The sequence below is a fragment of the Pseudomonadota bacterium genome (assembly GCA_037200975.1).
GTDB lineage: Bacteria > Pseudomonadota > Gammaproteobacteria > Steroidobacterales > Steroidobacteraceae > CADEED01.
The window spans coordinates 3,460,295-3,473,126 of the sequence record JBBCGI010000001.1; the positions used below are offsets into that span (position 1 = coordinate 3,460,295).

Sequence of the window (12,832 nt, forward strand, 5' to 3'; positions counted from 1 at the left end):
GACAACACATCGAAAAATCCGGCGGGGGGATTGGCCATGATGGAATGGTTTTCTTCACACAACGGCGTCGAACAGCTGTTCTTGCTCTCTGGAATCGTCGGCGGACTGATCCTTGTCCTGCGACTCATCCTCACCATCGCGGGCCTCGACCACCATGGCGGCTTTGATGCAGTCCACGTCGACAGCGATGCGGGTTTCCAGGCGCTCACCATCCAGGGCATCTCGTCTTTCTTCGCGATGTTCGGCGTGGTGGGCTACATGCTCTATCACAGCGCCGCGCTCGGGCTGGTGTTGTCGATCGTCAGCGCGCTCGCCGCGGGCGCTTTCTCGCTCTGGGTCATCCAGAAAATTTTCCGCTCCATGCTCAGGCTGCAGTCGAGCGGCACCGTCAGCCTGTTCGCCGCGGTCGGCAGCGAAGGCTCCGTCTACCTTACCGTGACGAAGGAAGGCGGCAGCGTGCAGATCAATTTCGCCAATCGCCTGCGGGAGTTCGAAGCGGTGTCGGCCGACGGCGCGACGCTGCCCACCGGCACGGCGATCCGGGTGCAGGGCGTTTCGGCCAACACGCTGATCGTCGCGGCCGCGGATCGTTAGTTTTTCCGAGTCACTGGTTAGTCAGGGCGCGGCATCGCCCGGAGGGTCTCGCATGGATCTCACGACGGCTTTCATCCCGATAGTGGTGTTCGTACTGGTGGTGTTCTTCACCATCGTGTTTCTCGCCACGCGTTACAAACGTTGCCCCTCGGACAAGATCCTCGTGGTGTACGGCAAGGTAGGCAAGGGCCAGTCGGCCCTGTGTATCCACGGCGGCGGCGCGTTCATCTGGCCGCTGATCCAGGACTACACGTACATGAGCCTGACGCCGCTCACCCTTCCGATCCCGCTGACCAAGGCGTTGTCGCTGCAGAACATCCGCGTCAACGTGCCGAGCACGTTCACGGTGGGTGTCAGCACCGAAGAAGTGATCATGAACAACGCCGCCGAGCGGCTGCTCAATCTGGCGCAGGACGACGTCGAGAGCATGGCGCGCGAGATCATCTTCGGCCAGCTGCGCCTCACGGTCGCGTCGCTGACCATCGAGCAGATCAACCAGGACCGCGAGAAATTCCTCGATGCGATCCGGCGCAACGTGGCGCCCGAGCTCAACAAGATCGGTCTCTACCTGATCAACGTGAACATCACCGACATCACGGACGAGTCGGGGTACATCGAGAGCATCGGCAAGAAGGCGGCGTCCGAGGCCATCAACCAGGCGAAGGTCGACGTGTCGGACCAGGATCGCAAGGGTTCGGTCGGCGAAGCCGAGCAGGTGCGCGAGCGCACCATCAAGGTGGCGCAGAACGTCGCCGAATCCGAGAAAGGCAAGAAGCAGGCCGAGGCCGATCGCCGCATCTACGTGCAGCAGCAGGAAGCGCTGGCCACCATCGGCGAAGCCGAGGCGAATCGCGACATCCAGATCAAGGTTGCGCAGAACGAGGCGACTTCCGTGCAGGGCCAGAAGAAGGCCGAAGCCGAGAAACGCATCTACATCGAATCGCAGGAAGCCGAAGCCGTCGCGGGTGAGAACCGCGCGAAGGCATTGATCGCAGCCTCCAACGCGGAGCTGTTCGTGCAGTCCGCGCAGGCGTCGCAGCGCGGCCAGGTCGCGCAGTTCGATGCGGAGGCGGAGATCCAGAGAGCGCAGGCGAAGGCGGAGCTGCAGCGGCTGACGGCGGCCGAAGTGGTGCGTTCACAGGTTGAGAAAACCAAGATCACCATCGCGGCCGAAGCCGAAGCTGAAAAGACCCGGCGCGAGGCGCAGGGTCACGCCGATGCCACGCTGCTCAAGTACGAGGCCGAGGCGAAGGGTATCCGGCAGGTGCTCGAAGCGAAGGCGCAGGGTTACCAGGCGCTGGTGGCGAGTGCGAACAACGACGCACGCGCGGCGGCGACCTTGCTGCTCACCGAGAAGCTCGAGCAGCTCGTCACGTTGCAGGTCGAGGCGATCAAGGCCATCAAGATCGACAAGGTCACGGTATGGGACGGTGGCGCCAGCGCCAATGGCGGCACCACGACGTCCAACTTCCTGGCCGGCATGGTGAAGAGCCTGCCGCCGCTGCACGACGTCGCGGCAATGGCGGGATTGGATCTGCCCAAGTTCCTCGGCGATGCCAATGCCGCTGCACTTCCGCCGGCGAATGGACATGACCGGAAGTAGTTGAGCTGACGGATCCGCGTTGCGGATGAAATGGGCGCGCCTGCAATCAGGCGCGCTTTTTTTAGTCCGCCGGGACGGTGCGTTCCCTGGCCCATTCACGCAGTTCCGCGATCTTCTCGGCCATCACTATGGACAACGGCTTCGTCGCTTCGAATTCCGCGGCGATGAGGCGCGCGTTCACGGTCTGATCGCTGGCGTGGGCGGTGTACAGCGCGGAGACCACCGCCTGCTCGAGCTCCGCGCCGGAGAATCCGTCGCTGCGCACGGCCAGCGCCTTCATGTCGGGCTCCGAAATCGTCACGCCGCGTTTCTTGCAATGGATGCCGAGAATATCCAGCCGCGCCGCGGGCGTCGGCAGGTCGACGAAGAAGATCTCGTCGAAGCGGCCCTTGCGCACGAGCTCGGGCGGCAGCGCGGTGATGTCGTTTGCGGTGGCGACGATGAACACGCGCGCGCGCTGCTCGGCAAGCCAGGTGAGGAAGGCGCCCAACACGCGGCGCGACGTGCCGCCATCGTTGTCGCCGGACGAAAGCGCCTTTTCGATCTCATCGAGCCACAACACGCAGGGCGCCAGCGCTTCGGCGGAGGTGAGCGATTCGCGCAGATTCTTTTCCGATTCGCCGTGCCACTTGGAATACAACGCGCCGAAATCGAGCCGCACCAATGGCACGCCGAGCACGCCGGCGGCGGCGCGCGCCGCGAGGCTCTTGCCGCAGCCCTGCACGCCTAACAACAACACGCCCTTGGGCGCATCGAGCCCGGGTGCGCTGCCATCGAATGCCGCCTTGCGCTGCAGTATCCAGCGGCGCAGGTTTTTCATGCCGCCGACTTCGGCGAACTTCGCCGTGTCGGGCTCGAACGACAGTGTGCCGCCGCGATTGAGCAACTGGTATTTGGCCGCCAGCAGCGGCGTGATATCTGCTTCGGTCAGCGCGCCATCGTTGAAGATGGCGGTGCGGGTCAGGCGCTCGCAGTCACGCAGCGTGAGGCCGGCCAGATTGTCGACCAGCTTCTCGACGATTTTCACGTCGATGTTCGGCAGGGCGCCATGCGCCTGCCCCCATTCACGCGCTACACGCATGACGAGCAGGTGGCGCTCGTTCCTGTCGGGCAGTTTCACCGCGAAGCGCGCCGCGAGGTGATCGAGATCGACGGGCAGTTTCACTTCGGAACTGAGCAGCACAATGGTGCGCGCGCACTTGTTGTATTCGAGCGCGATGTCCTTGAGGGCGCGAACGAATTTCGGCTCGGACAGATAGGGGTGAAAGTCGAGCAACACGTAGATGCCCGCCATCGTCGTCGCCTTGATATGGCGCAGCAGTTGATCGGGCTCGGAGAGGGTCCGCTGGGCGCCACCGAGATCGACGTCGATACGCAGCAGACCTTCGGTAATGCTCCACTGGAATACGCCCCAGTTCTTGCCGCGCTGCGCCTTCAGGGCGGCTTCGCGCACCAGTTCGATCGCGCGCGCTTCCTCCCGGCTTTCGATGGTGACCAGCGCCACGCGGGAAGCGAGCAGGGTCTGCAGCTCTCCGGCGGGCGAGGGGTCGGCGGCGAGGGATTTCATGGGCGGCGCACTTTAGCAGTTTGTCTATTTTGGGGCTCATTCAGAGCCCCATTGCGAGGCCGCGATTCTCATGACACCTTCACGCGGCTTCCCTACAATTCGCCCCCTTTTCTGCAAAGGCCGACAGCGGTGCCGAAAGCCAAAAACGCGAAGCGCGGGTTCATCGATCCCTTCAAGACGGCCGAGATCAAGCGGCTGGTGGGGGAGTTCGGCTCGCCGCTGCTGATCATCGACTGCCAGCGCGTGCGCGAGCAGTACCGCAAGCTGCACAAGGCATTGCCCGGCGTCGACCTGCACTACGCGCTCAAACCACTGCCGCACCCTGCGGTCGTCGAGACCATCGTCGAACTCGGCGGCTGGTTAGACCTCGCCACGACGGGCGAGACGCAGCTGGTCACGCAGCTCGGCATCGACCCGGCGCGCTGCATCCATACGCACCCGATCAAGCGCGACATCGACATTCGCAACGCGCTGCATCTCGGCGTGAAGATTTTCGTCGCGGATAATCCGGACGAGGTGCGCAAGTTCGAGTCGTATCGCGACCAGTGCGAATTGCTGCTGCGCGTGTCGTTCCGTTCGCCGGGCGCGGTCGTCGACCTGTCGCGCAAGTTCGGCTGCGACCCGGAGGATCTGCTGGAGCTGGCGCGGCTCGCGCGCAAGCTCGGCATCACCGTGAAGGGGCTGTCGTTCCACGTGGGCTCCCAAGCTGCGGACCCGGCCAAACACGTCGAGGCCATCCAGGTATGCGCGGGTCTCATGGCGCAGGCACGGCGCGAGAAGCTCGGGCTGTTCGACACGCTCGACATCGGCGGCGGTTACCCGATCGAATACGGGCAGAAGGTTGCGGATATCGGCCGGTTCTGTGCGCCGATCCGGGCGCAGCTCGCCAAACTACCGGCACGTATCCGCGTCATCGCCGAGCCCGGCCGTTACCTGTGCGGGCCCGCGGCGATCGGCGTGGCCTCGGTCATGGGGCGCGCCAAACGCGAAGGGCACTGGTGGTACTACCTCGACGACGGGCTGTACGGTTCGTACAGCGGGCAGTTGTTCGATCACGCCAAGTATCCGGTGGAGTCGCTCAAGGAAGGCGGCGAGAAATTCCCGTCGGTGCTCGCGGGCCCGACCTGCGACAGCATCGACGTGATCGCGGAGAACCTCATGCTGCCGCAGCTGAAGGCGGGCGACCTGATCGTCGGGCGGGCGATGGGTGCCTACACCTGGGCGAGCGCTTCGGAGTTCAATTTCTTCCCGAAGGCGACGGTGGTTTCGGTGAATCGCAAAGCGGGCGATGCCGGCGCGGTAGTCCCGCTGCCGTTCTGAATTCAGCCATGCGCGTACTGATCGCCGGTTGCGTGTTGCTGCTCACGGCTTGTGCGGCGGCGCCACCGGCCCGTCCGCCGGTGAAGATTGGCGAGGAGTTCCCGCTCGCGCTGGGCGAGTCGGTGGGCATCGAGCGGAAAGGCATCGTCCTCAAGTTCGAAAAGGTGCTCGAAGATTCGCGCTGTCCGATGAACGCGCGCTGCTTCTGGGAAGGCAATGCACGCATCGCCATCAAAGCCAGCGATTCCGCGGCGAAGCGTTACGAGCTAAACACCAGCACCCGTTTCAACACGAGTGCAAAAATTACCGATTTCACGCTCGAACTACGGCGGCTGGAACCAGATCGCCTTGCCGGCGCTCCAACGAAAGGCTACGTCGCCATCTTGTTTGTTGGAGCTCAGTGAACAGAATCTGGACACGCCGCCGCTGGTTGAGCACCGTGCTCGCAGGAAGCGCCGGAGTGTCGCTCGCGCGTGTGGGTTTTGCGCAGGCGGCGTCCGAGGCCGAACTCCCGGAGCGGCAGATCGAGCTGTTCAACACGCACACGAATGAAACCGCGAAGGTGGTCTTCAGACGCGGCGAGCAGTATCAAGATGACGCGCTCGCGGCACTCAGGAACGTGCTGCGCGATCATCGCAACGGCGAGGCCCACGACATGGACCCGGCGCTTTACGACCAGCTCCACGACCTCGCGATTGCCGCCGGCTGCGCGCCGCACTATGAAATCATTTCGGGTTATCGATCGCCCGAGAGCAACGACAAGATGTCCGCGAAGCCGGGCAGCGGCGTGGCGAAGAAGTCGCTGCACATGCAAGGCCGCGCGATGGATGTGCGGCTCAAAAATTGTTCCTGCGACATGTTGCGCGACCTGGCAATCGCCGCGGCGAAGGGCGGCGTCGGTTACTACCAGCGCTCGAACTTCGTGCACATCGACACCGGCGCGTTCCGCACCTGGGTGGGCTGAGGAAGTGGTGCCGGGGAAAGTGGTGCCGGGGTGCAATTCTCGTAATTGAGTGGCCGTTCGCGCACGCGCAAACGCACGCTCAATTACGAGAATTGCACCCCGGCACCACTTCTTCCTACCACGACTTCGCGAGCTTCTCGTCGTGGTGATAGATATCCTCGAAGAACAACACGCGCCCGTGTTCGAGCGCCAGCGCGGTCGCATAGATCAGGAACACGCGGATCGGTTCCGCCAGCGTGATGCGGGTGCCGGTCTCGGCATTCATCGCCGCGGCGATGCGTTCCGCGGTCCACTCCGGGTTCTTGCGCAACACGTGGCGCGCCAGTGCCGGCGGGTCGATCACACGTACGCAGCCGTGGCTGGCCGCGCGCCGCGCCTGCGCGAACGCGCCCTGCGACGGCGTGTCGTGTAGATAGACGTTGTAGCGGTTCGGGAACAGGAATTTCGCGTTGCCGAGCGCATTGCGCGGACCCGGCTTCTGCCGCAGCCGCAACGCGCCGCGCTCGAGCGCGGCCACGCTCTCGGCCGACTGCGGCACCACCGTGCCGTCATCTCCCTGGCCGCGCACGATCTCGAAGCCGCTCGCCGCCACCCAGTTGGCATTCGCCTTGATCTGCGGCAGCAACTCGTTCAGCAGGATGCTGCGCGGCACATCCCAGAACGGCCGCAACACCACCTGCTTCATGTCCGACACGAACACCGGTGTGTTGTTCTGCGGAAAAGTCTTTCCCACCACCACGTCCATGATGAGGATGTCCGACTCGCGGTCCTCGGTAGTTCGAAACGCGAACAACTCGAACTGCGGGATGTTCACGATGATCGGCGGGCTCGCCAGCCGCGAAGGCAGCCAGCGCGAGCGCTCGATGGCGAACTCGATCTGCTGCACGCGCCTGGCGAGCGGCACGTTGAGCGCGTCGAGTGTGGCGCGTCCGAGCGCGCCATCGATATCGAGGCGATGCCGCACCTGGAACCGCACCAGCGCCATCGAAGTCACGGCGTCGAGCGTTTCATCCTGAATCCCGAGCGCCGACTTTTCCAGGTCGCCGAGCTGCACGAGCCGGGCGCGCAAGGCGAGCATGCCGGCATAGGGTTCTCCAGGTTTCACACTGGCACGGCCCGTGGAGGGCAGTGGTGACGGCTCGCCCGCCGCCGCGAGTGCGCGATAACGCTGCAGCGCCGCTCGTAACAGATCGTAGTGATGAAACGCGGGCTCGTAATCGGCAAGCACCGCGAGCGGCTCGGAGCTCGCCGCCAGCGCATGGACCGCGACGGCGGTGTCCACCGCCGCATTCGGCAGGTCCAGATCGTGGCCGACGGCACGCGGACTGATGCGGCCGCTGTGAACATGCGTGACGAAACGTGCCACCGCGCGGCTGATATCCGCGTCGAGCGCGGCGTTCGGCGTGCCTGCCTGCGCGCGGGCCAGCAATGTGTCCGCGGCGTAATCCCTTGCGCGTAACCCGTATTTTTCCGCGTCACGCATCTCCATCAGCAAGGTGTCCGCGCTTGCGCTGAGTTTGCCTTCGCTTACCCATAACATCGCGGTTGCAGGCGGAGCATCATTAGCCGGGGCTGCCACTACGGGAGCTGCGCACAGGCTCACGAGAGCGAAGCCGAGGACGAATTTCATGTGGGAGATTTTCAGCACTGATGACACTTAGTATGGAACTTCAAAAACCAGAGAATTCCTTGCCTCTCGAAACCGCCATTCATCGTCGTGTCAACGACGCGCGCGCCGGTCGCGACAATACCGTGCTCGGACGTTGCGCATCAGGGTGGGCCGTGTTCGGTCACCAGCAATTTGTACAGGGATACCTTTTGTTGTTGCCCGATCCCGTGGTGCCCGATCTGAACGCGCTCACGCCCGAGCGGCGCTCGCAGTTCCTGCTCGACATGTCGCGGCTCGGCGATGCGCTGCTGCGCACCACCGCGCCGATCCGCATAAACTATGCGATCTTCGGCAATGTCGAGCCGGCGTTACACGCCCACATCATTCCGCGTTATCGCAGCGAACCGGAAAACATGCAGACTCAGCAGCCCTGGGCCTACGACTGGAACGCCGCGCCGCCATTCGACGTCAATGCCGCGGCGCCCCTCCTGAAGGCGTTGCGCGTGGAGCTGGCGCACCTGGGTGCGCTGCGCACACCCTGATGGCGGTGCAGCCGAGATTTCTCGCGTACATCCTCGAGCAGCTGGGTGCGATCGGCCGTCTGCGCTCGCGCCGCATGTTCGGCGGCGTGGGGCTGTACAGCGGCGATTTGTTCTTCGGCCTCATCGACGACGACACGGTGTTCTTCAAATCCGACGCCAGCAACAGCGCGGATTACACGGCGCGGAACATGCCGCGGTTCATGCCTTTTCCCGACCGGCCCGAGGCCGTGATGGCGTATTACCAGGTGCCCGCGGACATCCTCGAAGACGCCGAGTCGCTGGCCGCGTGGGCGCGCAAGTCCGTGGCCGTCGCGCTCACGTCGCATGCCGCGAAGAGCCATCGCATGCGGCGCAAGAAAACCACCCGGGTCGCAAAGAAAAAGAAGGCGGCGCCGCGCGCGCGGCGGCGGAAGTCACGCGGCTAGACGCGCGACTGCGCTGGCCTTTCACACGCGCGACTGCGCGATGCGCACCAGATCGCCGAGCGTCTCGATCGGCGCCGAACAGGTCGAGCCGCGGCACACATAGGCGCGCGCTGCCGGCCCGGCCTTCTTGTCCGCGATGGCCGCATCGAGCCCATCGAGATTCGCGGCAATCGAAAAAACCAGCCGATGCGGCGCGTACAGCTTTCCGAGCTCGCGTTGCCACCGGCCCGCGGCGTTTTCCGGTTCGCGCACGATGACGATTTCCGGTGCCTCGAGATACTCCGCCAGCGCCTCCAGCAGGCTGACGTGCCCGTGCGGAAAACGGTTCATCGGCAGCGACGCGGCGCGCAGCGTGCGTTCCGCCGCCGTCAGCCAGCGCGTCTCCCCTAACAAGTAGCCGGCGCGCAGCAGTATGCGCGCCGCGATGCCGTTGCCCGCAGGGATGGCATCGTCACTGAAACTCTTGCTGCGGTGGATCAACGCCTCGTGGTCGTCCGAAGTGAAGAAGAACCCACCGAGCTGCGTATCCTCGAAATGAGCGAGCATCGCATCGAGGATCTCGCGCAACCACGCGGCGTCCTCGTTGCGCCAGCGCAGCTGCAGCATCTCGAGCAGCGCATTGGCGAGATAGGCGTAGTCGTCCAGATAGGCGTTGAGGTGCGAGACGCCATCCTTGGACGTGGCGAGCAACCGGCCGCCGCCGGGGCCAGCCTTCCACAGGTTCGCCCGGATGAAGGCCAGCGCGCGTTCGGCCGCGGCGCCGAATTCCTCGCGCCCGAGCGCGCGCGCGGCGATCGCGAGCCCGCGGATGGCCAGCGCATTCCAGCTGGTGAGGATCTTGTCGTCGAGCCCCGGCCAGACGCGCTGGTTGCGGATCGCAAGTAGCTTGGCGCGCGCGCTGTCGACCTGTTTCGCGACCTCGGCCACCTCGAGCTGCAGCTCCTTGGCGATCTCATCGACCGACACGAACACGTGCGTGTGCCACGCGCCCTCGAAGTTCGGTTCCTCGTCGAATCCAAAGCGGCGGCTGAACACGCTCCACTCGAGCGGCGTCAGCGCGGCGTGTACCTCGGTGCGCGTCCAGACGTAGAACTTGCCTTCGTGGCCTTCGGAATCCGCGTCGTACGCGCAGTAAAAGCCGCCGGCGTCATCCTGCATCTCGCGCAGCAGCCACTCGCCCGTTTCGCCGGCTATACGCCGGAAGAATTCGTCGCCGGTGGCGAGCGCGGCTTCGGCGTACGTCGCGAGCAACGCGCCGTTGTCGTACAGCATCTTTTCGAAGTGCGGGATCATCCAGAACTGATCGACCGAGTAGCGCGAGAACCCGCCGCCGAGCTGGTCGTACAGGCCGCCTTCCCCCATGCGCGTCAGCGTCAATGTCGCCATGTAGAGCGCGTGCAGATCCGGCGCCTGGGTCACCGCGGTCGAGTGCCAATGGCGCATCAGCCGGTCGATCGAACCCGGGTGCGGAAATTTCGGCGCGTCGCCGAAACCGCCGTAACGCTTGTCGAAGGTGGCATTCAGTTGCTCGCGCGCGGCGTCGAGCGGCGCGCGATCGAGCACGTGGGAAGCTTCCACCGGCGTGGGGGTCAGCTCGCCGAACACGCCCATCAACGTATCGTTCTGCGCGCGCAGCTCGTCGTGCTGCTCGCGGTAATACCCGGACACGCGTTTCAGCAGCGTGCTGAACGCCGGCATGCCGTAACGTGCCTTGTCTGGGAAATACGTGCCGCCGAAAAACGGCTTCTGGTCGTCGTGCGCGAGGAACATCGTGAGTGGCCAGCCGCCGCCGCGCTGCGTGAGCACCTGGTGCGCGAACTGGTAGATCTTGTCGATGTCGGGCCGCTCTTCGCGATCCACCTTGATGTTCACGAACAGTTCGTTCATCAACGCCGCCGTCGCCGCATCCTCGAAGGATTCATGCGCCATGACATGGCACCAGTGGCAGGCGGAGTAACCGATCGACAGCAGGATCGGCTTGCCGGACGAGCGCGCGAGCTCGAGTGCCTCGCTGCCCCAGGGAAACCAGTCGACGGGATTCGTCGCGTGTTGCCGCAGGTAAGGACTGGTCTCCCGGCTTAACCGGTTGTTCTGCTGCGGGGATGAATCCATAGGCGGCTAGAATAGCGCCCGATGACCATCCCCGTACTCAAACTCAAACGCGGTGAAGACCGTCGCCTGCGCGCCGGACATCTCTGGATTTTCAGCAACGAAGTCGACACCGCCGCCACGCCGCTCACGCAGTTCGAGCCGGGCGCCGCCGTGCAGGTGTTGTCCGACAAGGATCAGTTTCTCGGCCATGCCTATGTGAATCCGCGCACGCTGATCGCGGCGCGTATCGTCGGGCGCGACCCGGCCTATCCACTCGACGCGTCGTTGCTGGTGCACCGCCTGCGCGTCGCGCTGGCGTTGCGCGAGAAACTCTACCGCGAGCCGTACTACCGGCTGGTGTATGGCGAGTCCGATGGGTTGCCGGGCCTGGTGCTCGATCGCTTCGGCGACGTCATCGTCGCGCAGAGCGGCACCGCCGGCATCGACCGGCTGCGCGCCGAGGTCGAAGCGGCGGTCGACAAAGTAATCCACGCGAAAACGTTCGTGTGGAAAAACGATTCCGGCGCACGCGAGCTGGAAGGTCTGGACAAACACGCCGGCATCTACGCCGATGGCGAATGGACCGCCTGTCCGGCCGAGGTATCTCTCCGCGAGCAGGGCGTCGATTTCGTGGCGCCACTCGCCGACGGCCAGAAGACGGGTTGGTTCTACGATCAGGCCGCCAATCGCGAGCGCCTGCGCCGGTATCTGCCGGCCGGCGCGCGCGTGCTCGATGTATGCAGCTACGTGGGCGCCTGGGCCATCACCGCGCTCAAGGGCGGTGCCGGTAGCGCCACCTGTGTGGATTCTTCTCAGACCGCGCTCGACTACGTCGCGCGTAATGCCGCGGCCAACGGTGTGATGGTCGAGACGATCAAGGACGATGCCTTCGATGCGTTGAAGGCCTTGCAGGAAAGCGGCGCCCGGTTCGACGTGGTGATCCTCGATCCGCCGGCTTTCGCCAAGCGCAAGAAGGACGCGCCGCAGGCGCACGCGGCCTATCGCAAGCTCAACCAGCTGGCATTGCCGCTCATCGAGCGCGACGGATTGCTCGTGTCCTGCTCCTGTTCGTATCACATGGGCGCGGATGAGCTTCTAACGGCCATTCAGGGCGCGGCGCGCCACAGCAGCCGCTTCGTCCAGGTCCTGGAGCTGGGTGGGCAATCGCCCGACCATCCCGTGCATCCCGCGATTCCCGAGACTCGATACCTCAAGTCATTTTTCTGCCGGGTCACGCGGGACTGAAGGCTAAAATAAGCGCCTCATGATTCCGTACCCCGGCTTCGACAAAATTGCTTTCGAGATTGGCCCGTTCGGCAGTTTCGGTCCGCTCAAGGTGCACTGGTACGGAATCATGTACCTGGTTGCGTTCGCCGCGGCCTGGTCGCTCGGGCGCCTGCGCGCGAGCCGTCCCGGTTCCACCTGGAAGCCGGTCGACATCGACGATTTCATGTTCTTCGGCATGCTCGGCACCATTCTCGGCGGCCGGCTCGGCTATGTGCTGTTCTACGGCCTGTCGTTCTGGGCGAAGGACCCGTGGTATCCGATCAAGGTGTGGGACGGCGGCATGTCATTCCACGGCGGGTTGTTAGGCGTGATGATCGCCTTCGCCATCTTTGCGGTGCGCCGCGGGCGCCGCATCGCCGACGTGTTCGATTTCGCCGCGGCACTGCCTGGCATCGGCATCTGCGCGGTGCGTATCGGCAATTTCATCAACGGCGAGTTGTGGGGCAAACCCACGGACGTCTCCTGGGCCTTCGTGGTGGACGGCGTGCCGCGCCACGCGACGCAGCTCTACGAAGCCGCGCTCGAAGGCGTGCTGCTGTTCGTGATCCTCTGGTGGTACACGTCGAAGCCGCGGCCGCGCATGGCGCCGGCCGGACTGTTCCTCACGCTGTATTCGCTGGCGCGCATCACGGTCGAGTTCTGGCGGTTGCCCGATGAGCACCTCAGCTATCTAGCCGGCGGCTGGGTCACCATGGGCATGTTGCTGAGCCTGCCGATGCTGCTGATCGGCCTCACGTTGTTGTTCATGGGGTATCGGCGGCGTGAGCCGTCGGGCAATTTCTCCGCCACGGTGGCGGCCTGAGCGCATGAAGACCCAGGCATGAACCCCG

Annotated in this window: 12 protein-coding genes; 9 read left to right on the forward strand and 3 right to left on the reverse strand. The window is 64.5% G+C overall.

Annotated features, from left to right (window positions below; all coding sequences use genetic code 11):
• Positions 1 to 36 precede the first annotated feature (36 nt).
• Both WDO72_15640 and WDO72_15645 read left to right on the forward strand, forming a co-directional pair.
• Positions 37 to 594: an NfeD family protein gene (locus tag WDO72_15640; protein ID MEJ0087108.1), complete on the forward strand. Its 558-nt coding sequence runs from the start codon at positions 37 to 39 to the stop codon at positions 592 to 594.
• Between the two features lie 52 nt (positions 595 to 646).
• Positions 647 to 2,197 (forward strand): SPFH domain-containing protein, encoded by a 1,551-nt coding sequence (locus WDO72_15645; GenBank protein MEJ0087109.1) that lies wholly within the window; start codon positions 647 to 649, stop codon positions 2,195 to 2,197.
• A 61-nt stretch (positions 2,198 to 2,258) separates the two neighbouring features.
• Here the strand turns inward: WDO72_15645 and WDO72_15650 are convergent, their stop codons facing one another.
• On the reverse strand, positions 2,259 to 3,764 hold the full coding sequence (locus WDO72_15650) for an AAA family ATPase (GenBank protein ID MEJ0087110.1): 1,506 nt from the start codon (positions 3,762 to 3,764) through the stop codon (positions 2,259 to 2,261).
• 129 nt (positions 3,765 to 3,893) lie between these two features.
• On the opposite strand from WDO72_15650, the gene WDO72_15655 reads away from it, so the two are divergent.
• From WDO72_15655 to WDO72_15665, 3 genes are read left to right on the forward strand one after another with little or no spacing between them, the layout of a single operon-like run.
• Positions 3,894 to 5,084 (forward strand): type III PLP-dependent enzyme, encoded by a 1,191-nt coding sequence (locus tag WDO72_15655; protein ID MEJ0087111.1) that lies wholly within the window; start codon positions 3,894 to 3,896, stop codon positions 5,082 to 5,084.
• 32 nt (positions 5,085 to 5,116) lie between these two features.
• Complete coding sequence (locus WDO72_15660; GenBank protein ID MEJ0087112.1) at positions 5,117 to 5,488, forward strand: hypothetical protein; 372 nt, start codon at positions 5,117 to 5,119, stop codon at positions 5,486 to 5,488.
• Positions 5,485 to 6,048, forward strand: coding sequence for a DUF882 domain-containing protein (locus WDO72_15665; protein ID MEJ0087113.1), 564 nt, complete (start codon positions 5,485 to 5,487; stop codon positions 6,046 to 6,048). The genes WDO72_15660 and WDO72_15665 overlap by 4 nt, the downstream gene beginning before the upstream one ends.
• Before the next feature lie 115 nt (positions 6,049 to 6,163).
• Here the strand turns inward: WDO72_15665 and WDO72_15670 are convergent, their stop codons facing one another.
• A complete protein-coding gene (locus tag WDO72_15670) occupies positions 6,164 to 7,588 on the reverse strand; it encodes a L,D-transpeptidase family protein (protein MEJ0087114.1) in 1,425 nt (474 codons plus the stop codon).
• 149 nt (positions 7,589 to 7,737) lie between these two features.
• Between WDO72_15670 and WDO72_15675 the strand changes: the two genes are divergently transcribed.
• Entirely contained in the window at positions 7,738 to 8,199 is a 462-nt protein-coding gene (locus WDO72_15675) for an HIT domain-containing protein (protein ID MEJ0087115.1), read from the forward strand.
• A 5-nt stretch (positions 8,200 to 8,204) separates the two neighbouring features.
• Entirely contained in the window at positions 8,205 to 8,624 is a 420-nt protein-coding gene (locus WDO72_15680; GenBank protein MEJ0087116.1) for a TfoX/Sxy family protein, read from the forward strand.
• A gap of 21 nt (positions 8,625 to 8,645) precedes the next feature.
• Here WDO72_15680 and WDO72_15685 read toward each other — a convergent pair whose 3' ends face one another.
• On the reverse strand, positions 8,646 to 10,736 hold the full coding sequence (locus tag WDO72_15685) for a thioredoxin domain-containing protein (protein MEJ0087117.1): 2,091 nt from the start codon (positions 10,734 to 10,736) through the stop codon (positions 8,646 to 8,648).
• 21 nt (positions 10,737 to 10,757) lie between these two features.
• On the opposite strand from WDO72_15685, the gene WDO72_15690 reads away from it, so the two are divergent.
• Both WDO72_15690 and lgt read left to right on the forward strand, forming a co-directional pair.
• Positions 10,758 to 11,960: a class I SAM-dependent rRNA methyltransferase gene (locus tag WDO72_15690; GenBank protein MEJ0087118.1), complete on the forward strand. Its 1,203-nt coding sequence runs from the start codon at positions 10,758 to 10,760 to the stop codon at positions 11,958 to 11,960.
• A gap of 19 nt (positions 11,961 to 11,979) precedes the next feature.
• Positions 11,980 to 12,804: a prolipoprotein diacylglyceryl transferase gene (gene lgt, locus WDO72_15695; GenBank protein MEJ0087119.1), complete on the forward strand. Its 825-nt coding sequence runs from the start codon at positions 11,980 to 11,982 to the stop codon at positions 12,802 to 12,804.
• The last annotated feature ends 28 nt before the right edge of the window (positions 12,805 to 12,832 follow it).

Coding starts and splice junctions, on each gene's coding strand:
- WDO72_15650 (MEJ0087110.1), bottom strand. CDS start 3,764: ATGAAATCCCTCGCCGCCGACCCCTCGCCCGCCGGAGAGCTGCAGACC.
- WDO72_15670 (MEJ0087114.1), bottom strand. CDS start 7,588: ATGTTATGGGTAAGCGAAGGCAAACTCAGCGCAAGCGCGGACACCTTG.
- WDO72_15640 (MEJ0087108.1), top strand. CDS start 37: ATGATGGAATGGTTTTCTTCACACAACGGCGTCGAACAGCTGTTCTTG.
- WDO72_15645 (MEJ0087109.1), top strand. CDS start 647: ATGGATCTCACGACGGCTTTCATCCCGATAGTGGTGTTCGTACTGGTG.
- WDO72_15685 (MEJ0087117.1), bottom strand. CDS start 10,736: ATGGATTCATCCCCGCAGCAGAACAACCGGTTAAGCCGGGAGACCAGT.
- WDO72_15690 (MEJ0087118.1), top strand. CDS start 10,758: ATGACCATCCCCGTACTCAAACTCAAACGCGGTGAAGACCGTCGCCTG.
- lgt (MEJ0087119.1), top strand. CDS start 11,980: ATGATTCCGTACCCCGGCTTCGACAAAATTGCTTTCGAGATTGGCCCG.